The organism is Asticcacaulis excentricus, assembly GCF_003966695.1.
Taxonomy (GTDB): Bacteria; Pseudomonadota; Alphaproteobacteria; order Caulobacterales; family Caulobacteraceae; genus Asticcacaulis; species Asticcacaulis excentricus_A.
In genome coordinates this window covers 2037923-2062477 of record NZ_AP018827.1, presented here as the reverse complement: position 1 = coordinate 2062477, position 24555 = coordinate 2037923, and the positions used below count along the sequence as shown (strand labels likewise).

General features: G+C 60.7%; 25 protein-coding genes. 19 read left to right on the top strand and 6 right to left on the bottom strand.

Annotated features, from left to right (window positions below):
• Positions 1 to 118: 118 nt before the first annotated feature.
• From dnaN to EM6_RS09530, 7 genes are all read left to right on the top strand, one after another.
• The gene (gene dnaN, locus EM6_RS09560; protein WP_126422270.1) at positions 119 to 1240 is read left to right on the top strand and encodes a DNA polymerase III subunit beta; all 1122 of its coding nucleotides are present in this window, start codon (positions 119 to 121) and stop codon (positions 1238 to 1240) included.
• Positions 1241 to 1310: 70 nt separating this feature from the next.
• The gene (locus tag EM6_RS09555) at positions 1311 to 1784 is read left to right on the top strand and encodes a hypothetical protein (protein WP_126422268.1); all 474 of its coding nucleotides are present in this window, start codon (positions 1311 to 1313) and stop codon (positions 1782 to 1784) included.
• Between the two features lie 48 nt (positions 1785 to 1832).
• Entirely contained in the window at positions 1833 to 2114 is a 282-nt protein-coding gene (locus EM6_RS09550) for a DUF1778 domain-containing protein (protein WP_126422266.1), read from the top strand.
• Positions 2115 to 2188: 74 nt separating this feature from the next.
• Entirely contained in the window at positions 2189 to 2623 is a 435-nt protein-coding gene (locus EM6_RS09545) for a GNAT family N-acetyltransferase (protein WP_232037043.1), read from the top strand.
• Positions 2624 to 2627: 4 nt separating this feature from the next.
• Positions 2628 to 3752 carry a DNA replication/repair protein RecF gene (gene recF, locus EM6_RS09540; protein WP_126422262.1) on the top strand — a complete coding sequence of 375 codons (1125 nt, stop codon included), beginning with the start codon at positions 2628 to 2630 and terminating at the stop codon, positions 3750 to 3752.
• A 2-nt stretch (positions 3753 to 3754) separates the two neighbouring features.
• Positions 3755 to 6202, top strand: a complete 2448-nt coding sequence (gene gyrB / locus EM6_RS09535) for a DNA topoisomerase (ATP-hydrolyzing) subunit B (RefSeq protein ID WP_126422260.1) — start codon at positions 3755 to 3757, stop codon at positions 6200 to 6202.
• Positions 6203 to 6237: 35 nt separating this feature from the next.
• The gene (locus EM6_RS09530; protein WP_126422259.1) at positions 6238 to 6642 is read left to right on the top strand and encodes an NUDIX hydrolase; all 405 of its coding nucleotides are present in this window, start codon (positions 6238 to 6240) and stop codon (positions 6640 to 6642) included.
• Between the two features lie 159 nt (positions 6643 to 6801).
• Here EM6_RS09530 and EM6_RS09525 read toward each other — a convergent pair whose 3' ends face one another.
• The 3 genes from EM6_RS09525 to EM6_RS09515 form a co-directional block, all read right to left on the bottom strand.
• The gene (locus tag EM6_RS09525; protein ID WP_126422257.1) at positions 6802 to 8043 is read right to left on the bottom strand and encodes an argininosuccinate synthase; all 1242 of its coding nucleotides are present in this window, start codon (positions 8041 to 8043) and stop codon (positions 6802 to 6804) included.
• A gap of 74 nt (positions 8044 to 8117) precedes the next feature.
• On the bottom strand, positions 8118 to 8618 hold the full coding sequence (locus EM6_RS09520; RefSeq protein ID WP_126422255.1) for a DUF2199 domain-containing protein: 501 nt from the start codon (positions 8616 to 8618) through the stop codon (positions 8118 to 8120).
• 52 nt (positions 8619 to 8670) lie between these two features.
• Complete coding sequence (locus tag EM6_RS09515) at positions 8671 to 10692, bottom strand: potassium transporter Kup (protein WP_126422253.1); 2022 nt, start codon at positions 10690 to 10692, stop codon at positions 8671 to 8673.
• Between the two features lie 161 nt (positions 10693 to 10853).
• Here EM6_RS09515 and EM6_RS09510 point away from each other — a divergent pair, with 161 nt between their 5' ends.
• Positions 10854 to 11273: an Rrf2 family transcriptional regulator gene (locus tag EM6_RS09510; protein ID WP_126422251.1), complete on the top strand. Its 420-nt coding sequence runs from the start codon at positions 10854 to 10856 to the stop codon at positions 11271 to 11273.
• Positions 11270 to 12067, top strand: a complete 798-nt coding sequence (locus EM6_RS09505) for an SDR family NAD(P)-dependent oxidoreductase (RefSeq protein ID WP_172961240.1) — start codon at positions 11270 to 11272, stop codon at positions 12065 to 12067. Before EM6_RS09510 ends, EM6_RS09505 begins: the two co-directional genes overlap by 4 nt.
• A gap of 104 nt (positions 12068 to 12171) precedes the next feature.
• On the opposite strand, the gene EM6_RS09500 is transcribed toward EM6_RS09505, so the two are convergent.
• The gene (locus tag EM6_RS09500; RefSeq protein ID WP_013477550.1) at positions 12172 to 12903 is read right to left on the bottom strand and encodes a MarC family protein; all 732 of its coding nucleotides are present in this window, start codon (positions 12901 to 12903) and stop codon (positions 12172 to 12174) included.
• A 163-nt stretch (positions 12904 to 13066) separates the two neighbouring features.
• Here EM6_RS09500 and pyrF point away from each other — a divergent pair, with 163 nt between their 5' ends.
• Both pyrF and EM6_RS09490 read left to right on the top strand, forming a co-directional pair.
• The gene (pyrF, locus tag EM6_RS09495) at positions 13067 to 13750 is read left to right on the top strand and encodes an orotidine-5'-phosphate decarboxylase (RefSeq protein ID WP_232037121.1); all 684 of its coding nucleotides are present in this window, start codon (positions 13067 to 13069) and stop codon (positions 13748 to 13750) included.
• A gap of 342 nt (positions 13751 to 14092) precedes the next feature.
• Entirely contained in the window at positions 14093 to 15031 is a 939-nt protein-coding gene (locus EM6_RS09490; protein WP_126422006.1) for an IS110 family transposase, read from the top strand.
• Positions 15032 to 15045: 14 nt separating this feature from the next.
• Here the strand turns inward: EM6_RS09490 and EM6_RS09485 are convergent, their stop codons facing one another.
• Positions 15046 to 15285: a DUF1674 domain-containing protein gene (locus tag EM6_RS09485; RefSeq protein WP_126422245.1), complete on the bottom strand. Its 240-nt coding sequence runs from the start codon at positions 15283 to 15285 to the stop codon at positions 15046 to 15048.
• 101 nt (positions 15286 to 15386) lie between these two features.
• Here EM6_RS09485 and htpX point away from each other — a divergent pair, with 101 nt between their 5' ends.
• The 8 genes from htpX (at position 15387) to EM6_RS09445 (ending at position 23997) form a co-directional block, all read left to right on the top strand.
• The gene (htpX, locus tag EM6_RS09480; protein WP_172961174.1) at positions 15387 to 16283 is read left to right on the top strand and encodes a zinc metalloprotease HtpX; all 897 of its coding nucleotides are present in this window, start codon (positions 15387 to 15389) and stop codon (positions 16281 to 16283) included.
• A 205-nt stretch (positions 16284 to 16488) separates the two neighbouring features.
• Positions 16489 to 17883, top strand: a complete 1395-nt coding sequence (locus tag EM6_RS09475; protein ID WP_126422241.1) for an RsmB/NOP family class I SAM-dependent RNA methyltransferase — start codon at positions 16489 to 16491, stop codon at positions 17881 to 17883.
• Positions 17884 to 17892: 9 nt separating this feature from the next.
• The gene (gene rpe / locus EM6_RS09470; protein ID WP_013477555.1) at positions 17893 to 18552 is read left to right on the top strand and encodes a ribulose-phosphate 3-epimerase; all 660 of its coding nucleotides are present in this window, start codon (positions 17893 to 17895) and stop codon (positions 18550 to 18552) included.
• A gap of 4 nt (positions 18553 to 18556) precedes the next feature.
• Complete coding sequence (locus tag EM6_RS09465) at positions 18557 to 20290, top strand: heparinase II/III family protein (protein WP_126422239.1); 1734 nt, start codon at positions 18557 to 18559, stop codon at positions 20288 to 20290.
• 3 nt (positions 20291 to 20293) lie between these two features.
• Positions 20294 to 20593 carry a hypothetical protein gene (locus EM6_RS09460; RefSeq protein WP_126422238.1) on the top strand — a complete coding sequence of 100 codons (300 nt, stop codon included), beginning with the start codon at positions 20294 to 20296 and terminating at the stop codon, positions 20591 to 20593.
• A gap of 163 nt (positions 20594 to 20756) precedes the next feature.
• Positions 20757 to 22361 (top strand): bifunctional phosphoribosylaminoimidazolecarboxamide formyltransferase/IMP cyclohydrolase, encoded by a 1605-nt coding sequence (purH, locus tag EM6_RS09455; protein ID WP_126422236.1) that lies wholly within the window; start codon positions 20757 to 20759, stop codon positions 22359 to 22361.
• A 95-nt stretch (positions 22362 to 22456) separates the two neighbouring features.
• On the top strand, positions 22457 to 23251 hold the full coding sequence (locus EM6_RS09450; RefSeq protein WP_126422234.1) for a dienelactone hydrolase family protein: 795 nt from the start codon (positions 22457 to 22459) through the stop codon (positions 23249 to 23251).
• A complete protein-coding gene (locus tag EM6_RS09445) occupies positions 23251 to 23997 on the top strand; it encodes a dienelactone hydrolase family protein (RefSeq protein ID WP_126422232.1) in 747 nt (248 codons plus the stop codon). The genes EM6_RS09450 and EM6_RS09445 overlap by 1 nt, the downstream gene beginning before the upstream one ends.
• Here EM6_RS09445 and EM6_RS09440 read toward each other — a convergent pair.
• Entirely contained in the window at positions 23994 to 24551 is a 558-nt protein-coding gene (locus EM6_RS09440; RefSeq protein WP_126422230.1) for a copper chaperone PCu(A)C, read from the bottom strand. The two genes, EM6_RS09445 and EM6_RS09440, sit on opposite strands and share 4 nt — an antisense overlap.
• Between the last annotated feature and the right edge of the window lie 4 nt (positions 24552 to 24555).

Below are 24555 nucleotides of genomic sequence, written 5' to 3'. Positions count from 1 at the left end.
TAAGGTCTTGTGAAGCGCCGGGGCAACTGCCCCGGCCTTTTGCTCTATACCTACACGGCCGCAAAGGCTGGCTAATGATTCGGCCAATAATTCTGGCCAATAGCTCTGGGATGCCAAGATGCAGCTAATCATTGAACGTGGCGCACTCCTGAAGGCACTGGGCCACGTCCAGAACGTGGTGGAACGCCGCAACACCATCCCCATACTGTCGAACGTGCTCCTCTCGGCCGAAGGGTCTCAGGTGTCGTTCTCGGCGACCGATCTCGATATGGAGATCGTGGATTCGGCCGAAGCCATCGTTGCCGTGCCGGGTCAGATCACCGCACCGGCTCACACCCTCTACGAAATCGTGCGCAAGCTGCCCGATGGGGCCGATGTCGAGCTGCGCTATCAGGCCGGTGACGATCCGCGCCTGTCGGTTCAGGCCGGGCGCTCGCGCTTCGCCCTGCCTGTCCTGCCCGCCGGCGACTTCCCGGTCATGTCGGGTGACCACGACGGCACGACCTATGCGCTGCTGAAAGAAGACTTGAAGCGCCTGATCGACAAGACGCGCTTTGCCGTCTCGACCGAAGAGACGCGCTACTATCTCAACGGCCTGTTTCTGCACACCCTGACCGAGGACGGTTCGGGCTATCTGCGCGCTGTGGCCACCGATGGTCACCGTCTGGCCCTCGCCGAAATGCCGGCCCCCGACGGCTCGATGGGCAGCGCCGGGGTCATCATCCCGCGCAAGACGATTGATCAGGCCCGCCGCCTGCTGGACGACGGTACGGGCTATGTCGAACTGACGGTCTCGCCCGCCAAGATTCGCTTCAACTTCGGCACCGCCGCCCTGACGTCGAAAATCATCGACGGCTCCTTCCCGGACTACGGCCGCGTGATCCCGAAGAACAACGACAAGCTGATGCGTATCGACACGGGCATCCTGTCGCGCGCCGTCGATCGCGTTTCGACCATCTCGGCGGAAAAGAGCCGCTCGGTGAAGATGGCGATCGAACCGGGCCGTCTGACGCTCACCGTGCGCAATATCGAAGCCGGTCAGGCCGTCGAAGAAGCGGAAATCGACTACGATTCCGACGCGCTCGAAATTGGCTTCAATGCCCGCTACATCCTCGACGTGATGGGTCAGATCGCCGGTGAACAGGTCGAACTGCGCCTCAATGATGCGGCGTCTCCGACCCTGGTGCTCGATACCGCCGATCAAGGCGTCCAGTACGTACTAATGCCGCTACGGGTATAATCTAACGCTAATGACTATCGTAAAGGCCGTGAACATAGTTTCGCGGCCTTTCGTTTTTGTGGGGGGATCAATGCGCTTGATGTTAGCTCTGAGCTTTATTGCAATACTCTCCGCCTGCGCCTCAACTCCAGTTCCCGCGCCACCGGCCTACACATTCCGTGTGGTGGATGAACCTCAAGATCGGCGCTTCGTATTCGAATTCGTGTCACAGGATGATCGCGCCTTGTGTGTGAGTGGCGATGATTGGGCCTTCGTTAACAAGGAGGGTGCGCTTGCTGGCCCAAACAGGCTTCAGACGGCATCTGGGCCTCTCAAAGCCAAAGCACAGTTCTATACAGACGCCGGTCTCGTTTGCGGTCTGACCAGAACACTGGATTGTGGGAAGATCAGAGTTGAGCCTCGTCAAGAGTTGCGTACTGAAGTCGGTTACGAGCTTTTTCCGAACGCGGAAACCCTTGTAAGCGACAAGAACAAACATTTTATTCTGCATCCGGATTATCCATTCGTGTCCGTATGCAAACAACAGTCCAGACAAACAAAATAGTCATGACAATGTCTGGCGCGCATGTTACGTATAGCGCAGGAGACTGACATGCCCGCTACGCCCACACGTAATCAGAAGCTCGATCTGCGCATCACGCCGCAGGCCAAGTCCTATTTGCAGGCGGCGGCACAGGCTGCGCATCGCTCGGTCAGTGAATTTGTTCTGGAAAGCGCTCTGGCTAAGGCCGAGGAAACTCTGGCGGAAAGGCGTGCCTTCGCCCTTAACGCTGAGACATGGGAGGCTTTCAGCAAGGCTCTGGACGCCGAGCCGCGTGATCTGCCGGTGATCCGCCGCCTGTTCGAAGCCCAGAGCCCGTTCGAGCGCTCCTGATAGTGACCGCTTTCCGGATTGAAAAACTGACAAAGCGACACGCCGTCGAGGATTTCGACTGTGGTGAGACGGCATTGAACCGCTTTCTGTCGCGGTTTGCCCTTGTCAATCAGACCGCCAATTCCGCCGTAACCTATGTCGGGTTGAGCGGGGATGAGGTCATTGGATTTTATTCGCTGGTGGTCGGTGAGGTCTATTACGCCGAGGCCCCGGAAAGACTTAAAAAAGGACTCGCGCAGCATCCTGTCCCTGTCATGCTGTTGGCGCGTCTGGCCGTCAGCCAATCCTGGCAAAAGCAACACTTGGGCAGCGGCCTGTTGAAAGACGCCATTCGCCGCACGCTTCAGGCCGCCGATATTGCCGGTATTCGCGCCCTGATCGTCCACGCCAAGGACGATAGGGCGCGGGCCTTTTATCAGCGCCACGATTTCATCCCGTCGCCTTCTGATCCTCTGCATCTGTACGCCCTGATCAAGGATTTGCGGGCAGCCGCGAGCCCGCAGGGCTGAGCGCATGAAAACCCGCATTCACGCCCTGAGCCTGACTGATTTTCGCGGCTATGACCGGCTTGATGTCGATCTGGCCGGGCGGTCGCTGTATCTGTTCGGGCCGAATGGTGCGGGTAAGACCAACTTCCTCGAAGCGATCAGTGTCCTCAACCCTGGCCGGGGCCTGCGTGGCGCCGCCGTCAGCGATCTGGGGCGTCGCCTGCCGCAGGAGGCCAAGGGGCGCGCCTGGGGCGTGTCGGTCGAGCTGAAAAGCGCCGAGGACGACATCCGCATCGGCACGGGCTCCGACCCACGCAGCCTTGAAAAACGTCTGGTGCGCATCGACCAGCAGACCGTCCCGGCGGGCCGCCTGCTCGACCACATTCGCCTGGTCTGGCTGACCCCCGCACAGGACCGTATCTTCCTTGAGGCGCGTGCCGAACGTCTGCGGTTTTTCGACCGGCTGGTCTTCGCCGCCACGCCTTCACACGCCACGACGGTCAGCGCCTATGAAAAGGCCCTGCGTGAGCGCCTGAAACTGCTGGTGCAGGGGCCGGCTGATGCCGTATGGCTCGATGCGCTGGAGGAGCGGCTGGCGGAAGCGGGAAGCGAGATGATCGTCGCCCGGCGCGCCGCCTTAAGCGATCTTCAGGCCGAGATCGAAGCGCACGAAAGCGCCTTCCCCAAGGCCGATCTGGGGCTGATCAGCGAAGCGTCTGACGCCCGCGACCCCGATGCGCTGAATAGCGCCTTGCGCGAGGGATTTGCCCGCGCCCGTGCCCGTGATTCGGCGGCAGGACGCTCGCTTTTTGGCCCCCATCGCACCGATCTCAGCGTCTTTCACCGCGAAAAGGACCGTCCGGCGGCGGACTGTTCCACGGGGGAGCAAAAAGCCCTCGTTCTGAACCTGATTTTGGCGCAGGGGTCGAGACTTTCGCGTGTCAAAAGCGCGCCGAATCCTGTAGTGTTACTTGACGAAGTCGCCGCCCACCTCGACCCGATTCGCCGGGCGGCGCTGTTTGATGAAACCGATCGTCTGGGCCTGCAAACCTTGTTTACAGGCACGGACGAAAGCCTCTTCGACGGATTGTCCGGGCGCGCGCTTGGGGTTCGTGTCGAAGGGGGCCAATGGGTAGAATTTAGGGACTAGGCATGGCCGAAAACGAAGAGCATCCGGAAATCGTCGAAAACGCCTATGGCGCGGATTCGATCAAGGTTCTCAAAGGGCTGGATGCGGTGCGTAAGCGCCCCGGCATGTATATCGGCGACACGGATGACGGGTCGGGCCTGCACCACATGGTCTATGAAGTCGTCGATAACGCCATCGACGAAGCGCTGGCTGGTCACGCCACGCGCGTGGAAGTGATCCTCAATGCCGATGGGTCCTGCTCGGTGTCTGACGACGGGCGCGGGATGCCCGTCGATATCCATGCCGAAGAAGGTGTGTCGGCGGCCGAAGTCATCATGACGCAGCTCCATGCGGGCGGCAAGTTCGACCAGAACAGCTATAAGGTCTCCGGCGGCCTGCACGGCGTCGGCGTCTCGGTCGTCAACGCGCTGTCCGATTATGTCGAACTGAAAATCTTCCGGAATGGCAAGACGCACGAGGCGCGCTTTGAGTTGGGCGAAACCGTGCGTTCGGTCGAAGTCACCGGCGACGCGCCGCTGCGCGATAACGGCAACCCGTTGACCGGCACCATCGTCACCTTCCTGCCGTCGCTGAAGACCGGCCCGGACGAAGGCACCTTCACCTTTATTGATTTCGACCGCAAGACGCTGGAACACCGCCTGCGTGAGCTGGCCTTCCTAAATTCCGGCGTCCATATCCGCTTCGCCGACCTGCGTGAAGCCGAGCCCTACGACATCATCCTGCATTACGAAGGCGGCATCGTCGAATTCGTCAAGCATCTGGACAAGTCGAAATCGCCCATCATCAAGGAGCCGATTGCGGCGCGCGGTCTGCGCGACAAGGTCGAGGTCGATCTGGCTCTGCAATGGAACGACAGCTATCACGAAACGATGCTGTGCTTCACCAACAACATCCCTCAGCGCGACGGCGGCACCCACCTGGCGGCCTTCCGTGGCGCCCTGACGCGGGTGATGTCGGCCTATATGGAATCCTCTGGCCTCGCCAAAAAGGAAAAGGTCTCCGTGTCGGGTGAAGACGCCCGCGAAGGCCTGACCTGTGTGCTGTCGGTCAAGGTGCCGGACCCCAAATTCTCGTCGCAGACCAAGGACAAGCTGGTCTCGTCCGAAGTGCGCCCGGCCGTTGAAGGCATCGTCTTCGAAAAGCTGTCGCAGTGGTTTGAGGAAAACCCGGTCGAAGCCAAGCAGATCGTCTCCAAGATCATCGAAGCCGCCGCCGCCCGCGAAGCGGCGCGCAAGGCCCGCGAACTGACCCGTCGCAAATCGGCGCTCGACATCAACTCGCTGCCGGGCAAACTGGCCGACTGTCAGGAACGCGACCCGGCCAAGTCCGAACTGTTTATCGTCGAGGGTGACTCGGCCGGCGGCTCGGCCAAACAGGGCCGTAACCGCGAAAATCAGGCCATCCTGCCCCTGCGCGGTAAGATTCTGAACGTCGAACGCGCCCGTTTTGACAAGATGCTGTCGTCAGAAATGATCGGCACCCTAATCACGGCGCTCGGCACCGGCATCGGACGCGACGACTTCAATATCGAGAAGCTGCGCTACCACAAGATCATCATCATGACCGATGCCGACGTGGACGGCGCGCACATCCGTACCCTGCTTCTGACCTTCTTCTACCGTCAGATGCCGCAGATCATCGAAAACGGCTACCTCTATATCGCCCAGCCGCCGCTGTATAAGGTCGCCAAGGGCAAGTCGTCGCGTTACCTGAAGGACAATACCGAAATGGACGCCTTCCTGATCGAGGAGGGTACGTCGGAGGCGGTTCTGGAACTGCGCACGGGTGAGCGTATCACCGCTCAGGACCTTGAGGCTCAGGTGCGTATCGCCAAGACCTTCAAGGGCAGTGTGGACCGTCTGGCCAGCCGCGCCCCGGCCTTTGCCATTGAACAGGCGGCTCTCGGGGGCCTGTTCGGCGACACGCCCGATCTGGCGCTGGTCGCCAAACGTCTCGATCGTCTCAAGGAAGACGGCGACGGCGACTGGAGCGTCGAGGCCAATACGACCAGCCACGGCGGCTATGTCTTTACCCGCGTGCGTCGCGGCGTGTCGGAAAAGATCGTGCTGGATGACGGCCTGATCCATTCGCAGGACGCCCGCCGCCTCAATGAGCGGACGTTGGAACTGGGCGACCTGTTCAACGAAGTCTCAACCTTCCGCCGCAAGGACAAGGCCGCCGACATCCGCGGGCCACTGGACCTCGTCGCCGCCGTTCTTGATGCCGGGCGCAAAGGCCTGAGCATCCAACGCTATAAGGGACTGGGCGAAATGAACCCGGATCAGTTGTGGGAAACCACGCTGGATAAGGACGCCCGCACCCTGCTTCAGGTGAAGGTCAACCTGACCGACGAAGCCGACGACCTGTTCGTCAAGCTGATGGGCGATCTGGTCGAGCCGCGTCGTGAGTTCATTCAGGACAATGCGCTCGATGCCGAGGTGGATGCGTAAGGACAGGCATGGGTTAGGCTCCGTGCCCGTTTGTCATGAGTAAGATCATCCCTCTCGCCACGGCCGTTGTGGTCGATCCGCAGCGCAAACAGGCACTGGTCGTGCGCAAGCACGGCTCAGCGACCTTCATTCAGCCGGGCGGCAAGATAGACGCCAATGAGACGGCCATTGAGGCCTTGCGCCGCGAATTACGCGAAGAAATCGGGCTGGAGATCAGAGAAGACGAAGCTGTCTATCTGGGTCATTTCACGGCTCCGGCTGTCCATGAAACCGGCTTTACGGTCGCGTCGGAAGCCTTCTGGATCGAAACAGACAAACCCGTCTGTTCGGCATCGGAAATCGCGGAAATACAATGGATTGATCCGGCAGATGCGCCGAACCTGCCTTTGGCACCACTCTCAAAACAGTTCATGGCGTTAACCGTGGAACGGCTTAAGTAATGGGGCGTGGGGTCCGTGACCCCACAAAACCTGTGATCAAAGAAAAAGCCTCGCTCAGAAAAGCGAGGCTTTTTCTTTGATAGAAGATTCTGGGGCCCGCGCTCAAACAGCGAAGCGTTAGCGCACAAAAATGCCCCCAGACCCCGTTACTTAAGAGGCTTACTTGGCGTCGCGCGCGTCGCGCTTGGCCGCCACACGCAGGCGCAGGGCGTTGAGCTTGATAAAGCCCGCCGCGTCGCGGTGATCATAGGCGACCTTGCCCTCTTCAAAGGTCACGAGGTCCTGATCATAGAGGCTGTAGGGGCTTTCGCGGCCGATGACCGTGACATTGCCCTTATAGAGCTTCACCGTTACACGACCGGTGACCTTGGCCTGAGAATAGTCGATGGCGGCCTGAAGCATTTCGCGCTCCGGCGAGAACCAGAAGCCGTTATAGACCAGCGAGGCGTATTTCGGCATCAGCTCGTCCTTCAGGTGCATGGCCCCGCGGTCCAGCGTGATCGACTCGATACCGCGGTGCGCCGCCAGCAGGATGGTGCCGCCGGGGGTTTCATAAACGCCGCGCGACTTCATGCCAACGAAGCGGTTTTCGACGAGGTCCAGACGACCGACGCCATTGTCGTGGCCCAGTTGGTTCAGCCTCGTCAGCAGCGCCGCCGGCGACAGGGCTTCGCCATTGATAGCGACCGGATCGCCCTTTTCAAAGTCGATGGTGAAAACCTCGGCCTTGTCCGGCGCGGCTTCCGGGGAGATGGTGCGCTGATAGACGAACTCAGGCGCTTCAACCGCCGGGTCTTCCAGCACCTTGCCCTCGGACGAAGAGTGCAGCAGGTTGGCATCGACCGAGAAGGGCGCGTCGCCTCGCTTGTCCTTGGCGATGGGGATCTGGTGCTGCTCGGCAAAGGCCAGCAGAGATTCGCGCGACGCAAAATCCCACTCGCGCCACGGGGCGATGACGCGGATATCGGGCTCCAGACCGTAATAGCCCAGTTCGAAACGCACCTGATCATTACCCTTGCCCGTCGCGCCGTGGCAGACGGCGTCAGCACCGACCTTGCGAGCAATTTCGATCTGCTTCTTGGCGATCAGCGGACGCGCGATCGACGTACCGAGCAGGTATTGGCCCTCATAGACGGTGTTGGCGCGGAACATCGGGAAGACGAAGTCGCGCACAAACTCTTCGCGCAGGTCTTCGATATAGATGTTTTCCGGCTTGATGCCGAGCAGTTCGGCCTTCTTGCGCGCCGGCTCCAGTTCCTCACCCTGACCGAGATCGGCGGTGAAGGTCACCACCTCGGCATTATATTCGGTCTGAAGCCACTTCAGAATGATCGAGGTGTCGAGGCCGCCCGAATAGGCGAGGACGACTTTCTTGACGGGCTTTTCAGTAGGGGAGGTCATGAGGCAACCACTCCGGTCAGGGGGTAAAAACAGTTGCTCGCGCCTTTAAGACCCCTCCCCTCAAGATGCAAGGATTAATGCAGAAGCGAGAGGACCATCTTATGCCATTGGGCTATGGTGATGCCATTTCTCTGATCTACAGCCAGAGTGTGGTCGATCTGTGTTACCGTGAAAAGTGGCACAATTCCCGGTTCGCGGTCCTGAACCAAAAGCGGAAGGTGAAGAACTGGATCATAAGGACGGATAGGGCTGCATAACCAGCCGAAACTGGGCGGGTCATAACCCCGATCAGGATCGTTCCATCGGTCTTGCCTACGATTGAAGTTCTCTTCGCTGAGTGAGGACCAGACCGAGAAGGTCAGGGGCGTTGCATGATTTATGATAGGGATTTCGATATGCCCTCTGACAAAAAAATGCTCATTGTCCACGACGCACCAACTGTCAGAAAGCTCGACACGCGAGTGAAACGCCTCCTCCGAAACCAAGGCACGCCAAGGTGCCTCAATCCCGAAGCACACAGGCATATCATCATGTGCCTGGCCGCAATGACGGCACTTCCATTTGATGCCGAACAACCGATCCCCCTAAATGCAAACCCCGTCCGGTAAGCCGAACGGGGTTGAGTATCTATACACTGACTTGGGTGCCGAGTTCAACGACACGCCCCGGCGGGATATGGAAGAACTCCGTCGGGTTGGTGGCGTTGCGCATCAGGAAGATGAACAGGCGATCCTGCCACAGCGGCATACCCGACGTCGCCGAGGCCACCACGCTGCGGCGGCCGAGGAAGAAGCTGGTGGCCATGATGTCGAACTTCAGGCCCTGCTTGCGGCAGATACCCATGGCCTTGGGCAGGTTGGGGCTTTCCATGAAGCCATAGTGCACCGTGACCCGTTTGAAGTCCTCATCCAGCTTTTCAATAGTGATGCGCTCGGATTCGTGCACGCGCGGGATGTTGCGCGTATCGACCGTCAGGATGATGTTTTTCTCATGCAAAATCTTGTTGTGCTTGAGATTGTGCATCAGGGCCACAGGTGCCACTTCGGAGTCGGAGGTGAGGAAGATGGCCGTGCCCGGCACGCGGTGCGGCGGGCGGGCCTTCAACATGTCGATAAGGTCGGTCAGCAGGACGCTGTCGCGGCGGGACTTGTCGAACAATATCTGGGAACCCCGCACCCAGGTGGCCATGATGGTGAACAACGCCGCCCCGATCAGCACCGGCAGCCAGCCGCCGGTGAAAAAACGCAACGCATTGGCGCTCAGGAAAGCGAGATCAAGGATCATAAACGGAATAATGAAGGCCAGAACGCGCGGCCAGTCCCATTTCCACATCTGACGCATCACAATAGCCGCCATCAGTGTCGTAACAACCATAGTCCCCGTAACCGCCAAGCCATAGGCGTGGGCCAGAGCCGATGAGGTCTGGAAGGTCAGCATGACTACGATAACGCCCACCAGAAGCATGGTGTTGAGCTGAGGCACGTAGATCTGACCTTCCTGCGTTTCCGACGTCCGCTTGACGTTCAGGCGCGGCAGGAGGCCCAACTGAATGGCCTGCTGGGTCAGCGAGAAGGCTCCGGTAATAACCGCCTGCGACGCAATGACCGTCGCCATCCCGGCCAGCAGCACCAGCGGCAGACGCAGGACCTCCGGAGCCAGTTCAAAGAACCAGTTCATCTCCGGAAAGGGCTTACCGGCTGCCTGAGAGGCTTCCAGAACGCTAAGTGCCAAGGCACCCTGCCCCAGATAATTCATCATCAAACACGGCAAAACGAAGAATTGCCACGCGGCCTGAATAGGCCAGCGACCGAAATGGCCCATATCGGCAGTCAAGGCCTCGGCCCCGGTGACCGTCAGAAAAACCGCCCCAAGGACCAGAAAACCGGCCATGCCATGTTCCAGCAGGAACTTGACAGCGTACCACGGACTGAAGGCCGCAATAATATCGGGATGAGCCCCAAGATTGAACGCCCCAAGTGCAAACATGACGGCGAACCACACCGTGCAGATAGGACCAAAAAGCTGTCCAACTCTTTCCGTGCCATGGCTTTGGATCAGGAAAAGCCCAATCAGCATGATCAGGGCAATGAACATCACCACTTCGTTCGTGATAGACGGCGCAATATTATCGATGGTGCGCAACCCTTCAACCGCCGACAAGACTGATATGGCCGGGGTAATTATGGCGTCACCGTAAAACAGCGCCGCACCGATCACACCAAGGGTGAAGACGACCGCCGTCCGTTTGCCTATGGCTTGCTGTGCCAGCGCCATCAGCGACAAAACGCCGCCTTCGCCCTTGTTGTCGGCGCGCATGATAAACATGACGTACTTCACGGTCACGACGAGAATCAGCGCCCACAGCGCCAGCGATACGACACCGAGAATTTCCGGACGCGTCACGCCATCACCCGCCGCGGCGTGCAGGGCCTCCTTGAAGGCGTAGAGCGGCGAAGTGCCGATGTCGCCAAAAACCACGCCGATGGACCCCAGAGCCAACGCCCAGAAGCCCGCGTGTTTGGCGTGGCCTTCGGTGGACTGCGGTTGTGAGGGTTTGTGCGCGGACGCAACGTCCGCTCCGGGCTTGTCGCCGGTGGAGACCGAAGCGTCCGGGGAGGGACTGGCTTCGGGAGGGGTATCCCCGATCATGCAATATCTCCTGAGAGACCACACAGGAGGGTCCTCGCTTGAACGGCGGGCCTCTTACGCCCATTTCTAGACAGATTCAATCCACATTGCATCAGGCCTCTGCTCAGGCACGCCGATTCCACTAGGAATAGTGGTCAAATTATCGTAATTACAGAGAGATCATGTCCGACAGTCAGAGATTTCCCGTCGCCGCGCATACCCTGGCCTATCTGGCTCACAAAGGGGCCTATTCGCGCGAACAGGCGGTATCTTCGTCTGTGCTGGCGGCCTCCATCCCGACCAACCCGGTGGTTATCCGTCGCATGACCACGCAACTGGCCAAGGCCGGTCTGGTCGATACCTGCTCAGGTGTCTCCGGCGGTACGTGGCTGCTCAAACCCGCCGAAACCATCCCGCTGGATCAGGTGCTGCACGCCGTGCACGGCTGCGCCCATCTGGGCTCGGCCCCGCCGGGGGCCGATGGCTGCCCCGTCGGTCAGGCCATCCCCAAGGCCGTCCTGAGCGCCATGAAAGCGGCCAATGCGGCAGCCACCGAAACCCTTTCGAAAATAACCGTCGCCGACCTTATCCGGAATATCTGATGCGCAGACTGGCCCTCATTACCGGCGCAACTTCGGGCATTGGCTTGGCCTTCGCCCGCGTCTATGCCAGCCACGGCTGGGACGTGGTGGTGACGGGCCGCCGTCAGGAGCGGCTGGAAAAGCTGGTCGAGGAAATCCGCCTGCGCTTCGGCGTCGAAGCCTATTTCGTCGTGACCGACCTGTCCGAAGCCGGCGCGCCGCAAAAGCTGATCGATTATGTAACGTCTCTGGGGCGCAAGGTCGATGGGCTGGTCAACAATGCCGGTTATGGCCTGCCCGAAGGCTTTATCGGCAACGCCTTTTCGTCGCATGAAGCGTTTTTGCGAGTACTGATGCACACGCCGACCGAGCTGGCCTATCTGGTCCTGCCCGGCATGATCGAGCAGAAGTTCGGGCGCATCGTCAATGTGTCCTCGCTCGCCTCCTACCTGCCCGCCTCACCGGGCGACACCCTCTATGCGCCGGTCAAAGCCTATCTGACGCGATTTTCGCAAGGCCTGCACCTTGAGGCGCGCGACCACGGTGTCCACGTCAGCGCGCTCTGCCCCGGCTACACCTATTCGGAATTCCATGACGTCACGGGCTCGCGTGAGCGCATCAGTCAGGCGACGCCGGAATGGATGTGGATGGGCGCTGATGAGGTGGCCCGCGAAGGCTATCAGGCCGCCGAAGCCAATCGCGCCATCTGCGTGCCAGGCGCGCCAAACAAGTTCCTGTCGGCACTGTTGAAGATGATCCCCGACGACTGGGCACTGGAGCTGATCTCCAACCACCTGCGCAAGATCGTGCGCTAGAGCGAAATGACTTTCAGTGGAATCGCCATTTCGCTCTACATTTTTGTTTTGTCGCGATGTTTTTGCGGAAAACCGCTCACACTTTTCCGCACATAGCTCTAAAACTAAGACCCGCTATAGGGGTGCGCGGCCGCCGGGACGATGATGTCGTGCGTGACGGTCGAAATGGCTGAAATGATGATCTGCACCGACAGGGCACACAGGATCAGCCCCAGCACGCGGATGACCACCACCATGCCGACGCGACCGAGCATCTTGGAAATATGACCCGTAAACAGGAAGGTCAGTAGCACCGCCAGCGAGGTGGTGACGATGGCCCCAAGGCCGACCGCCATACCCGTAATGCCGTATTTCTGCGCCTCACCTGCCTGAATGATGACGGTCGAGATGGCCCCCGGCCCGATCAGCAGCGGGATGGCAAAGGGCACGACAAACTTTTCAAAGGTCTTTTTGGCGCGATCGCGGCCACGGATAGGCGCGCCGTGGGCATCGACCGTATCTTCGGTCAGGGATTCGGTCTCTTCGAACATGGCCAGAAAATCGCCGCGCGTCATGTCGAGCCCCAGCAGAAACAGCAGGATGCCGCCGGCGATGCGGAAGGCGTCCATCGAAATGCCAAAGAACTGAAGCAGGGCCAGCCCGGTAAAGAAGAAGAAGCTGAGGAACAGGGCGGCAAAGGCCGAGATATAGACCACCAACCAGCGCCGCGCCGATTCCGACTGCGTGCGCGTGGCCGCCGCAAAGATCGGTACATTGCCGATGGGATCGAGCAGGGCGAACAGGGTGATGAAGAAGTTCACATAAAGCTCAACGAGACCCAAGGAGCCACCCGACATCATTCACCCTCCTGCAACCGATTCATTTTGTAACAGACCCGTCTATCCGGTTACAGGAAAAACTTTCGCCGCGACTGAGGCCACAAGGGGCGCGTTTTCCCCATTGTGCCCCGCAAAATCCGGTGTATGTGAAACCGAGTGTTACCGGAGCGCCGTCATGACCCTGCCCGCCGATCCCCGTATCATCGTTGCTCTCGATGAGCCCGATCTTGCGTCTGCCCGCCATCTGGTTGAGGCGCTGGGCGATCACGTCAGTTATTACAAGATCGGCCTGACACTTTTGGGACAGGGCGGTCTGTCTCTGACCGAAGAACTGGGGGCGCGCGGCAAGCAGGTGTTTCAGGACTGGAAGCTGCACGACATTGGCGCTCAGGTCGAAGGCGCCGCTGAGGCCATTTCGCGCGGGGCCTGCGATATGCTGACTGTCCATGCGGAGCCGCAGGTGATGAAGGCCGCCGTGCGCGGCCGTCAGGGCCACACCAAGCTGCTGGGCGTCACGGTTATGACGACGTTGAAGCAGGACGATCTCGATGAGATGGGCTATGGCATGGCGCTGGAAGATCTGGTCAAACGCCGGGTGGATCAGGCGGTCGAAGCCGGTATGGACGGCGTGGTCGCCAGTCCGCACGAAGCGGCCATGATCCGCGCCCGCGTTCCGGCCGACTTCCTGATTGTCACCCCCGGCGTGCGCCCGGCTTGGGCCGATGCCAACGATCAGAAGCGTATCGCCACGCCGGCCGATGCCATCCGCAATGGCGCCACGCATATGGTCATCGGTCGCCCGATCACCCGCGCCCCCGACCCCGTGGTGGCAGTGCAGGCCATTCTGGCGGAATTGCAGGGGTAAGCCCCTGTAATCAGGGGGTTTTCGATTAGAGCAGATTTCGTTCAGGTTGAATCGAAATTCCGCTTTAACGATTTGTTTTGTCGCGCATTTGATTCCGAAAACCGTTGCACACTTTTCGGAATGCGCTTGTCTTATGATTTCTGTGCTTCTTGGTGCGATAAAGAAGCGCCGGAGAGGACGGCCATCCGTCTCCGGCGATGGGGGACGGATCGTGATTCCGCAGGTCAGCCTTCTTAGGAATGCCGGACCGGTTTAGAGTTTGATCGCCCCCATCTTTTCCAATCGTCCTGAACGGATACCGGAGCTTTTGGCTCGGATGACAAGCATAGGAGATCAGAAAAGATGAACGATATTACCATCGGTGCAGACATCTCGAAAGACCATATCGACCTGCACAGTCTGCCAGACGGTCAAACCCTGAGGGTCAGTAATGACCGCAAGGGATTTGCCACCATTGTCAGGTGGATCACCGAAAAGGGCGTGGCGCGGATTGTCTATGAACCGACAGGCCCCTACCACAAGGCCTTCGAGCAGTTCATGATGGCGCAAGGATTGCCGCTCTCCAAAGTCAATCCGCGCCTTGCCCGTCGCTTCTGTGAAGCCACAGGCAGGCTGGCCAAGACAGACCGGATCGACGCTGAATTGCTGGCCCGTTACGGCCAGTTGCTTGAACCACGCACTCTGAAAGCCAACCCTCAAATCCACAATGATCTGAAAGAGTTACACGCCGCACGGCTGGCCCTGATCAAGGACAGGACCGCCACAAAAAACAGGGCCAACAACCTTACAAGCCCGCTCTTGAAGAGACACAATGCCGACAGGCTCGCTCAGGTCGAGCGCCAGCTCAAGGCCGTGGACCACGCCATCATGACAATGATCGGCGCAGATGCCTCCCTGAGCGCCAGGTTCGACATCCTCGTCTCGATACCTGGCGTGTCGCAGATCACGGCCTTTACGCTCCTTATCGAGATGCCGGAACTCGGTCAACTCGATGAGAAGGCTGCCGCCGCACTCTCCGGACTGGCCCCCATGACCCGCCAGTCCGGACGATGGAACGGACGCGCTTTCATCGCCGGCGGCAGGGCCATCGTCCGCCAAGCCCTCTACATGCCTGCTCTCGTCGCCTGCCGTTTCAACCCCAATCTCAAGGCCAAATACCACCAACTCAAAGCCGCAGGAAAACCACCAAAAGTCGCCATCACTGCCGTCATGCGAAAGCTCATCATCCTCGCTAACGCACTCCTGCGGAATAAGCGAAAATGGACACCAAAATCCGCTTGATCAAAACGGATACTCTAAAAATCGCTGACGATGCCCTTGCGTTCCCAGTCGCCAAAGCGCGTGGGTTCGAGACCCGCTGGCCCGCCCTCTTCGTAAGGCCGCTCAGCCGTCTCCTTTTCGGCCTGTGCGCGACGTTGCGCCGCTTCGGCCAGAGCGCGTTGCGCCGCCGGGGTCAAAATACGCTCCGGCACCACCTCTTTTTTAGCATCATCAATCGATTGCGAAGTCGTTTCGTCGTTTTTTTCAGATGACATTTTCGTAAGTGCCTTAAATTTGTCTGCGCTTTCCTTATATGTATTTCGCAAGGGCTGCTGTCGCAACCCTAATACTTAACATTCAGGAGAGCTTCTTACCCATGAACCCGTTCAAGACCTTCATGCTTCTGGCGGGTATGACCGCGCTGTTTGGCGCGATCGGACTGGCGATTGGCGGGCCTGCGGGTATGCTGATCGCGCTTGGTCTGGCCCTGGCCATGAATGCGTTTGCCTACTGGAACTCCGACAAGATGGTGTTGAAGGCCTACCGGGCCGAACCCGTCGATCCCACCACCGCTACCGGCCTGATCCGTACCTATTACGATGATATCGCCGAAATGAGTCACCGTGCGGGCTTGCCCATGCCAGCCGTCTATATCATCCATAATGATCAGCCCAACGCCTTCGCCACCGGACGCAATCCGCAAAACGCTGCCGTCGCCGCCACGACCGGCCTGTTGCGCATGTTGGACCGCAGCGAGATCAGAGGCGTCATGGCGCACGAACTGGCGCACGTGAAAAACCGCGACACCCTGATCATGACGGTGACGGCGACTCTGGCCGGTGCCATTGCGTCTATCGCCAACTTCGCCATGTTCTTTGGCGGCAGCAATGACGACGAAGACGGTATCAACCCGATTGCCGCCATCCTGATGGCCATTGTCGCGCCTCTGGCCGCCATGCTGGTGCAGATGGCCATTTCGCGGGTCCGCGAATACGAGGCTGATCGTGTGGGTGCCGAACTGTGCGGTGATCCGGAAAGCCTTGCCCGCGCCCTGCACAAGATCGAGCAGTACGCCCACGGCATCCCGAACCACGAGGCCGAGCGCAACCCGGCATCGGCGCACATGTTCATCATCAACCCACTGTCGGGCAAGCGGATGGACAATCTCTTCTCAACCCACCCGGCGACGGACAACCGCGTCAGGGCCCTGATGGAACTGGGCGTGCGGATGGGCAATCGCCGAGGCGGCATGACCAGCGTGCCGACGACCTAATACCACGAGACTGTCTTATATAAATCAGCGACATAAGACAGTCTCGAAAGGCATACCCAGAGTCATTTCCAATGACCCTGGGTATAAGCGGGTTGGGGTGCGGGCCTTTTGCTGATATAGCGGCGCCTCATCCGGCCTTTCAGGCCCCTGCCTACCCTTCAAACGGGGAGACAGTTGTAACGCACAGCATCTTCTGAGAGTTTGCATGTCCCAAAATTCCGGCCGCCCCTCTGGCAAGCCCTCTCGCGCTCCTGCCGCAAAGCCCCGGCCTTCCGCCCGCCCCAGCCGTCCGAAGCCGGACGCTTCGGAAAGCATGGAAAATGACATCGGCATCGCGGCGCGCGTGGCGGCCATTACCCTGATCGAAGCGGCGCTTGAAAAGCGCAGCGGCTTTGATGAGGCGGCGGCCAGCGCTGACTTCCTAAAACTGTCGGAAACCGAACGCGCCTTTGCCCGCGCCTTGGCGCTGCTGGTCCTGCGCCGTCTGGGGCAGCTTGATCACGTCATCCACAAAAAGACGCAGAAGATGCCCCCCGAAGCCGTGCGTCAGCTTCTGCGCATCGGCATGGCGCAAATCTTCTTTATGCAGGTGCCCGACTTCGCCGCCGTTTCGACCACGGTGAAAATCGCCGAGCGTGAAAACAAGACCCGCCCGTTCAAAGGGCTGATCAATGCCATCCTGCGTGGCCTGATCCGCGACGGCAAGCTGTCCGACGTCAATCCGAAGCGCCTCGTACCCGACTGGCTATGGCAGCGCTGGGTGCAGACCTATGGCGAAGACACTGCGGCGAGCATGGCCAGCGTCCTGACCGAGGAACCGGCCACCGACCTCAGCTTCCGCAATGCCGCCGAACGTGATGCGCTGGCTGAGGCCCTGCAAGGCGAAGCCGTAGGCCCGGTTAATCTGCGCTCAAGCCTGCGCGGTGATCTGCGTCAGTGGGCAGACTACGAGGCGGGGAAGTGGTGGGTGCAGGACATTGCGGCGGCCACCCCGGTCAATCTGCTGGGGGATCTTAACGGCAAAACCGCACTCGATGTCTGCGCCGCGCCGGGCGGCAAGACGCTGCAACTGATCGCCAAGGGCGCGCAGACCGTCGCCATTGACCGCTCCAAGAACCGCCTCAAGCGCGTCGAGGACAATCTGTCGCGCATAGGCATGAGCGCCGAAATCCACAATGCCGACGCCTCGACCTTTGATGACCCGCGTGTCTTCGACGTGGTGCTGGTCGATGCGCCCTGTTCGGCCACCGGCACCTATCGCCGTCAGCCGGACGTGCTGTGGGCCACCCGCCCCGCCGATGTCGCCAAGCTGGCCGATGTTCAGCACCGCCTGCTCGATGCACTGGCCCCCCGCGTCAAACTCGGCGGCGATTTCCTCTACTGCACCTGCTCGCTGGAGCGCGAAGAGGGCGAAACCCAGATTCTGGCCTTCCTGCGCCGGAACAAGGACTTCACTCTGGTCAAGCACACAGCCGATCAGCACCCGGACATACCCGCCGCCTCATTTGCGCCCGAAGGCTGGTTGAGATTGCTGCCGCATCAGCGTAAGGGAGGGCAGGACGGGTTCTTCGTCGCGCACCTGAAACGCAACCCCGCTTAAGAGTTCTGCATGACTACGCCGCTGATTTGCCCCTCGATTCTGGCCTCCGACTTCTCCAAGCTGGGCGAGGAGGTGCGCGCCATCGACGCCGCCGGGGCTGACTGGATTCATATTGACGTGATGGACGGGCATTTCGTGCCCAACCTGACCATTGGGCCGGATGTGGTGAAAAGCCTGCGTCCGCATACGCAAAAGACCTTCGACGTGCACCTGATGGTGACCCCGGTCGATCCCTACCTTGAGGCATTCCGCGCCGCCGGGGCTGACTATATGAGCGTTCACCCGGAATCGGGCCCGCACCTGCACCGCACGCTTAAGCAGATCCGCCACCTGGGGGCCAAGGCCGGGGTGGTGCTCAATCCGGCGACGCCGCTCGACGGTCTGGAATGGATCATGGACGACCTCGATCTGATCCTCCTGATGAGCGTCAATCCGGGCTTTGGCGGCCAGAGCTTTATCGAAAGCCAGCTGCGCAAGATCGAAGCCGTGCGCAAAAAGCTGGACGCGCTGGGCCATCCCGCCGTGCTTCAGGTCGATGGCGGCGTGAACCTGCAAAACGCCGCCGCCTGCGTGGCTGCCGGGGCCACGGCGCTGGTCGCCGGGACCGCGGTCTTCAAGGGCGGGCCGGACGCCTACGCCGCCAATATCAAGTCGCTCAAGGGTCTCTGACCCGATGCAGGTCTATGAGCAGCCCATTGCCATAGCCGGTCATGCCGCGGTGCGTACACCGTGGGGCAAGGTCGTGCGGGCGTGGGCGCGCCGTCAGGCCGCCGCCGAAATCTTCGGGATGCCGGGCTATCGCCTGTCCTTACGCGGCCCCGCCATCGAAGGCTTTATCGCCGCCCCCCACGAAATCCGCCCGCCCAATCCGCATCTGGGCAAGGCCATGATGTCGGGTCGCTATAGCCTCGGTGGCGCGCGCATGAGCGTGCAGGGCACAGGTGATCCGTGGAACCGCCCCTCACCCACCCGCGCCTTTGCGATTGAGCTTCACCGCTTCTGCTGGCTGCGTCACCTGTTCACGCAGGGCGAGGACGGGGTGAAGGAGGGCCTGCGCCTCTTCCTGCTGTGGGACAAGACCTTCCGCAAATGGACGCCCTTTGCCTGGGATCAGGGGGTGCTGGCGCGCCGCCTGATTAATTTGAGCGTCTTTGCGCGCCGCCTGTCGGCCTATGCTTCCGAAGCCGAAGCCCACTGTCTGGCGCAATCCATGGCGGAACAGGCCCGCCACCTGTGGCGACTGCCGCGCAATCTGGCCTGGTATGCGCAAAAAGCCACGGCGCTGGTGCTGGTCGGTTGCGTCCTGTCCGGGCGCGCGGGCGACAATCTGCGGCGCAAGGGGCTGCACATCCTGCCCAAGGCGCTGAAACGCACCATCCTGCCCGACGGTTCGCACGCCTCGCGCAGCGTGCAGGCCGGGCTGGAACTGCTCTACGATCTGCTGCTGATCGAGGATGGGCTGAACCAGCGCGGTCTGGCCATTCCGGAATATCTCGAAACCGCCATCGAACGCCTCAGCCGCTTTGTGCGCACCCTGTCGCATCCGGACGGTTCCCTGTGCGCCTTTCAGGGGTCGGAATCCCTGCTGGCCGAACAGGTCGCCCCCGCCCTGCTGCACGAAGAAAGGCGCCCTCTGGCCCCGACCTCGCTGCCGGTATCGCTGGAGCATGGCCGTTATCAGCGGCTGATCGGACGCTCGCTGACCGTCTTTGTCGATACAGGCGAACCACGCTTTGGGCCTCTGGGTTACGCGGCTTGCGACCACCCTATGAATTTTGAAGTGTCGGGAGGCCGCGACAAGCTGTTTGTCACGCCGGGCTGGGCACCGGGGCATTCGGACCACCACGAATTCCGCATCATCAATGCCGCCAACACCCTGACACTGGGGGATCTGCCCATCCTCAGCCCCATCACCGGGCGCTTTGGGGAACTGCTGCATTTCGGCCTTGAGGGACTGCGCTATCGCATCCGCAGCCGCCGCATCGAATCCGAAGACGCCGGTTCGCTGATCGAGATGGAACACGAAGGCTGGCGCCCCGTCTTCGGCCTCAAGCACGAGCGCCGCCTCTATGTCGATCCGCAGCGCGACGAGCTGCGCGGCGAGGAAAAGCTGATCCCCGTCGAACCAAAGAAGGACCTGCCGGAACAGGCCCCCTACGCCCTGCGCTTCGTGCTGCACCCGGAGGTGCAGGCGTCTCTGGCGCGTGACAAGCGCTCGATCCTGCTGCGCGGCCCCGGCGGGCGCGGCTGGTGGCTCAGGCACGACGCGCGCGAGGTCAGCATCGAAGAGTCGAGCGTCTTTGAACGCGGTCAGCCGCGCAAATCGACAACGCTTTTGCTGCGCGGCACGGTGCGGCTGGCCACCCCTCTGCGCATCCGCTGGAAGCTGTCACCGGCCGAGGCGTAATTTATGCTGAAATTACATCGCATATTCGCCCCCTTAGAAGGCTCAATTAAAATCTATTATTGTTATGAGAACCTACTGACAAACAGGTTCTACGTGCAATTGTCTCATATTGTTCGTCTTCCACTCGAAGAGGGCGGGTATATTCAGGCCGAGCGAGAACACCATGAAAGTCTTGATGTTCTCACTGAATATCAGAGTTTTGAATGGCAGGATTCCATTGCTGAAGCCATCCGACACCACGATGAAGAGTTCGGCGAAATGATTGCCGATATTAAGTCTGGAAAGTTTGACACATCCCACTGAGTAGCTTCGAACTTGGACGAAATTCAGCCTGACACAAACTTAAACGTTTAAGCTAAACACCTCACATTTTCCGTTACAAATGAAGGGGGATTGTGGGTTTTCTTTTGTCCCCCCCTTGTGTAAACCGCGCGCATCTTTCCCCCTCTTCTGTACGGATGCGCCCATGCCCGCCGCCCCTGATTTCCCGCCCGCCCCTGATCTGGTCACGCCCAAGCGCGCGCTTATTTCCCTGTCGGACAAGACCGGCCTGATCGAGGTGGCGCAGGCTTTGGTGGCGGCAGGTGTCGAAATCATCTCGACCGGCGGGACGCGCGCCGCCATCGACAAGGCCGGTATCCCCGTCAAGGACGTGTCAGACCTTACGCAGTTTCCGGAAATGATGGACGGCCGCGTCAAGACGCTGCACCCCAAGGTGCATGGCGGTCTTCTGGCCTATCGCGACGCGCCGGAACACGCCAAGGCGTTGAGCGATCACGATATCGCCCCTATCGACATCGTGTGGATCGACCTCTATCCCTTTGAAAACACCGTGGCTTCGGGTGGCGGTTTCGAAGCGGCCATTGAGAATATCGACATTGGCGGGCCGGCCATGATCCGTTCATCGGCCAAGAACCACCCCTATGTCGCCGTCTGCGTCGATAAAGCCGGCATGGATGAGGTGATCGCCGCTCTGCAAAGCGGTGGTCAGACCCCTCTGTCTCTGCGTAAATCGCTGGCCGCGCGCGCCTTTGCCCGCACCGCCGCCTATGACAGCGCCGTTTCGACCTGGTTCGCGGCGCAACTGGGCGACGATTATCCGCTGCGCAAGACCCTTGCCGGGGCGCGCCTGCAAACCATGCGCTATGGCGAAAACCCACATCAGTCGGCCGCCTTCTACAAGACCGGCGAGGACCGTCCGGGCGTCGCCACCGCCAAACAGCTCCAGGGCAAGGAACTGAGCTATAATAACGTCGCCGACACCGACGCGGCGATCGAGCTGGTGGCCGAGTTCGAGCAACCGGCGTGCGTCATCGTCAAGCACGCCAATCCCTGCGGCGTGGCCGTCGGCCCGGACCTGCTCACCGCCTATAAGCGCGCGCTGGAATGCGACGATGTGTCGGCCTTTGGCGGCATTGTGGCGCTGAACCGCAAGCTGGACGCGGCCACGGCGGAAAAGATCGTCGAAATCTTCACCGAGGTGATCGTCGCCCCCGAAGCCGATGACGAGGCGCTTGAGATCGTCAAGGCCAAGAAGAATCTGCGCCTGCTGGTCACTGGCTCTCTGCCCGATCCGCTGTCGGGCGGTCAGGTGTTCCGCAGCGTGGCGGGCGGGCTTCTGGTGCAGTCGCGTGACACGGCGCGCATCACCGCCGCCGACCTCAAGATCGTCACCAAGCGTCAACCGACCCCGACCGAGATCGAAGACATGCTGTTCGCCTTCACTGTCGCCAAGCACGTCAAGTCGAACGCCATCGTCTATGCCAAGGAGGGCCGCACGGCGGGCATCGGGGCCGGTCAGATGAACCGTCGCGACTCGGCCCGCATCGCCGCCCTGCGCGCTCAGGAAGCGGCTGAGAAGATCGGCCTGAGCGAGTCTCTGGCCAAGGGCTCGGCCTGCGCTTCGGAAGCCTTCTTCCCCTTCCCGGACGGTCTGCTCGAAGCGGCTGCCGCCGGGGCCACGGCGGTGATCCAGCCGGGCGGCTCGATCAAGGACGCCGATGTCATTGCTGCCGCCGACGAAGCGGGTCTGACCATGGCGTTTACCGGTATCCGCGTTTTCCGCCACTAAACCGGCTACATCCCTCCCTGCAATAGCGGGGAGGATGTACAAAGTCATATCGCGTGGTATCTATCCCTCGGGGACGTGTTTCCGAGGGATTTTTTATGCCTGAGACCCTGGCTGAGCGGTGGGCGCGCCTGTCGCCCTGTACCGAGACATTCGGACCGGCGGATGCCGTACCGTGCCCGGCCCTGATCCTGTTCCACGGCTGTGGTGGCGTGCGTCCACATATCTATCACTATGCCGAAGCCGCTGCCGCCATCGGGGTGCGGGCCTATGTCGTCGATTCCCTGAAAGCGCGCGGCTGGGGCCGGTCGCACGGCGTGTCGCTGGTCTGTACAGGGCTGGCCCTGCAAGGCTATGAGCGTTCCGGCGACGTGCTGGCCGCCATCAAGGGCATTTCGGCCCTGCCGGAAGTGATATCGGATCAGATCGTCCTGTCAGGCTGGAGTCACGGCGGCTGGTCGATCATGGACCTGATGACCGAACCCCTCAAAAGACCCGGCGAGGCCAAGCTGGCCGATCCCGACCCCACCCTGATCGACCACGTGCGCGGCCTGTTCCTCGTCTATCCCTATATCAGCTTCCCGGCGCGCAGCCTGCGTCACCCCTGGCTCTATCGTCCGCGCACCCGCGTCGCACTGGCGCGCAAGGACCATCTGACCCCCTATGCCCGCGCGATTTCAATGCTGGAGCGACTGAAAACCGACGGCCTTCCGGTTGATATCCTCAGCTTCGATGCCACCCACGCCTATGACGAAGAAAGCTTCGGCGGCCTTAACCCCATGCACCACGATCAGGCGGCGGTGGATGGCACCACCGAAGGCCTGATCGGCTTCCTGCGTGAGGTGTTTAAGGTGGAGGCCTCCGCTCCGGCTCAGGCCGCTGCGGTTGGCTGATGGACAGCCTGCAACAGCGCTTTGAGCGGTTATGGCCGCATGTCACGGTGCGCGGCGCGCCCGACTCGACGCCGCGCCTGACCGTCGTGCTGTTTCACGGCTGCGGCGGCGTCGGGCGCAACATCACCCTGTTTGCCGATTATGCCGTCTCGCTGGGCCTGAGAGCGGTGATTGTCGATTCTTACGCCCCGCGCGGGATGAAGCGGCGTCTGGCGGCCTTTCTGGCCTGCAACGGGTTATGGCTGAGGGGTTATACACGCTCTGGCGACGTGCTGGCCCTGCTGTGGGGCCTGTCGCAACGACCAGAGGTGAACGGCATTCTGCTCGCTGGGTGGAGCCACGGCGCATGGGCGATCATGGACCTGATGACGCAGCCCCTGACCCGCCCCGGTGAAGCGCGGCTGAGCGACCCCAGCCCCGAACCCCTGACGCAGGTGCGTGGCCTGTTTCTGATGTATCCCTATGTCAACTTCCTCGCCCGTTCGATGGACAAGGCGTGGCGTCGGCAGATCCCAACCCTGATGGTCATTGCGCTTAAGGATCATCTGGCGCGTTTCAGCCTGTCTTTGAAGGCCGTGCGTCGCCTGCGGGCTCAGGGCGTGCCCCTGGAGACGGTCGTCGTCGATTCCACCCACGCTTTCGATGAACTGGGGGCCGATCGCTTCGGTTTCATGAAATACGACCCGCAATCGGTATCCACCGTGCGGGCCGCTTTTGCCGATTTTGTAAGGCGCTTTAAAACTTAATGCCCGCTGTGTTTCGCCGCGTCGGACAGAGGGGCGTTCGACACAGGAGCCTCGATCTTCACCGCCCCGGCCTTGGCAAAGTTGAGCGTCAGGCTGAGCGTTTCGCCATCGGCGGGACGGGTCTTAAGCCCCATCAGCATGATGTGATTACCACCGGGCTTCAGCTCCAGCGTCTGACCGGCCTTGACCTCAAAGCCTTCGGGCACGGGCGACATCATCATCTTGTCACCGTCCATCTTCATGGTGTGCAACTCGACCTTTTCGGCGCAATCACAGGCCACCGAGACCAGACGGTCGTCGTCCTTGCCGATATTCTTGACGGTGACATAGCCGCCCGTATTCGGGTTTTGCCCCAGCGCCGCACGCACGGCATAGTGCGACAGCTCAAGGCCGCTTTCGGTCTTGACGCCATCGACGTCGGTCTTGGTCTTCACGGTAGTGACACCGTGGGATTCCGTTTCGGTCTTGACCTCTGCTGTCGAATGGCCGCCGTCACAGGCCGCCAGAGCGCCCAGCGAAAGCGCCGCCACAGACAGAACGATAAACTTACGCATGGTA

Bases quoted from the DNA above. Each gene is read 5' to 3' on its own strand.
- dnaN (WP_126422270.1), top strand. From the start codon at position 119: ATGCAGCTAATCATTGAACGTGGCGCACTCCTGAAGGCACTGGGCCAC.
- EM6_RS09555 (WP_126422268.1), top strand. From the start codon at position 1,311: ATGCGCTTGATGTTAGCTCTGAGCTTTATTGCAATACTCTCCGCCTGC.
- EM6_RS09550 (WP_126422266.1), top strand. From the start codon at position 1,833: ATGCCCGCTACGCCCACACGTAATCAGAAGCTCGATCTGCGCATCACG.
- recF (WP_126422262.1), top strand. From the start codon at position 2,628: ATGAAAACCCGCATTCACGCCCTGAGCCTGACTGATTTTCGCGGCTAT.
- gyrB (WP_126422260.1), top strand. From the start codon at position 3,755: ATGGCCGAAAACGAAGAGCATCCGGAAATCGTCGAAAACGCCTATGGC.
- EM6_RS09530 (WP_126422259.1), top strand. From the start codon at position 6,238: ATGAGTAAGATCATCCCTCTCGCCACGGCCGTTGTGGTCGATCCGCAG.
- EM6_RS09525 (WP_126422257.1), bottom strand. From the start codon at position 8,043: ATGACCTCCCCTACTGAAAAGCCCGTCAAGAAAGTCGTCCTCGCCTAT.
- EM6_RS09515 (WP_126422253.1), bottom strand. From the start codon at position 10,692: ATGATCGGGGATACCCCTCCCGAAGCCAGTCCCTCCCCGGACGCTTCG.
- EM6_RS09510 (WP_126422251.1), top strand. From the start codon at position 10,854: ATGTCCGACAGTCAGAGATTTCCCGTCGCCGCGCATACCCTGGCCTAT.
- EM6_RS09500 (WP_013477550.1), bottom strand. From the start codon at position 12,903: ATGTCGGGTGGCTCCTTGGGTCTCGTTGAGCTTTATGTGAACTTCTTC.
- EM6_RS09490 (WP_126422006.1), top strand. From the start codon at position 14,093: ATGAACGATATTACCATCGGTGCAGACATCTCGAAAGACCATATCGAC.
- EM6_RS09485 (WP_126422245.1), bottom strand. From the start codon at position 15,285: ATGTCATCTGAAAAAAACGACGAAACGACTTCGCAATCGATTGATGAT.
- htpX (WP_172961174.1), top strand. From the start codon at position 15,387: ATGAACCCGTTCAAGACCTTCATGCTTCTGGCGGGTATGACCGCGCTG.
- EM6_RS09475 (WP_126422241.1), top strand. From the start codon at position 16,489: ATGTCCCAAAATTCCGGCCGCCCCTCTGGCAAGCCCTCTCGCGCTCCT.
- rpe (WP_013477555.1), top strand. From the start codon at position 17,893: ATGACTACGCCGCTGATTTGCCCCTCGATTCTGGCCTCCGACTTCTCC.
- EM6_RS09465 (WP_126422239.1), top strand. From the start codon at position 18,557: ATGCAGGTCTATGAGCAGCCCATTGCCATAGCCGGTCATGCCGCGGTG.
- EM6_RS09460 (WP_126422238.1), top strand. From the start codon at position 20,294: ATGCTGAAATTACATCGCATATTCGCCCCCTTAGAAGGCTCAATTAAA.
- purH (WP_126422236.1), top strand. From the start codon at position 20,757: ATGCCCGCCGCCCCTGATTTCCCGCCCGCCCCTGATCTGGTCACGCCC.
- EM6_RS09450 (WP_126422234.1), top strand. From the start codon at position 22,457: ATGCCTGAGACCCTGGCTGAGCGGTGGGCGCGCCTGTCGCCCTGTACC.
- EM6_RS09445 (WP_126422232.1), top strand. From the start codon at position 23,251: ATGGACAGCCTGCAACAGCGCTTTGAGCGGTTATGGCCGCATGTCACG.
- EM6_RS09440 (WP_126422230.1), bottom strand. From the start codon at position 24,551: ATGCGTAAGTTTATCGTTCTGTCTGTGGCGGCGCTTTCGCTGGGCGCT.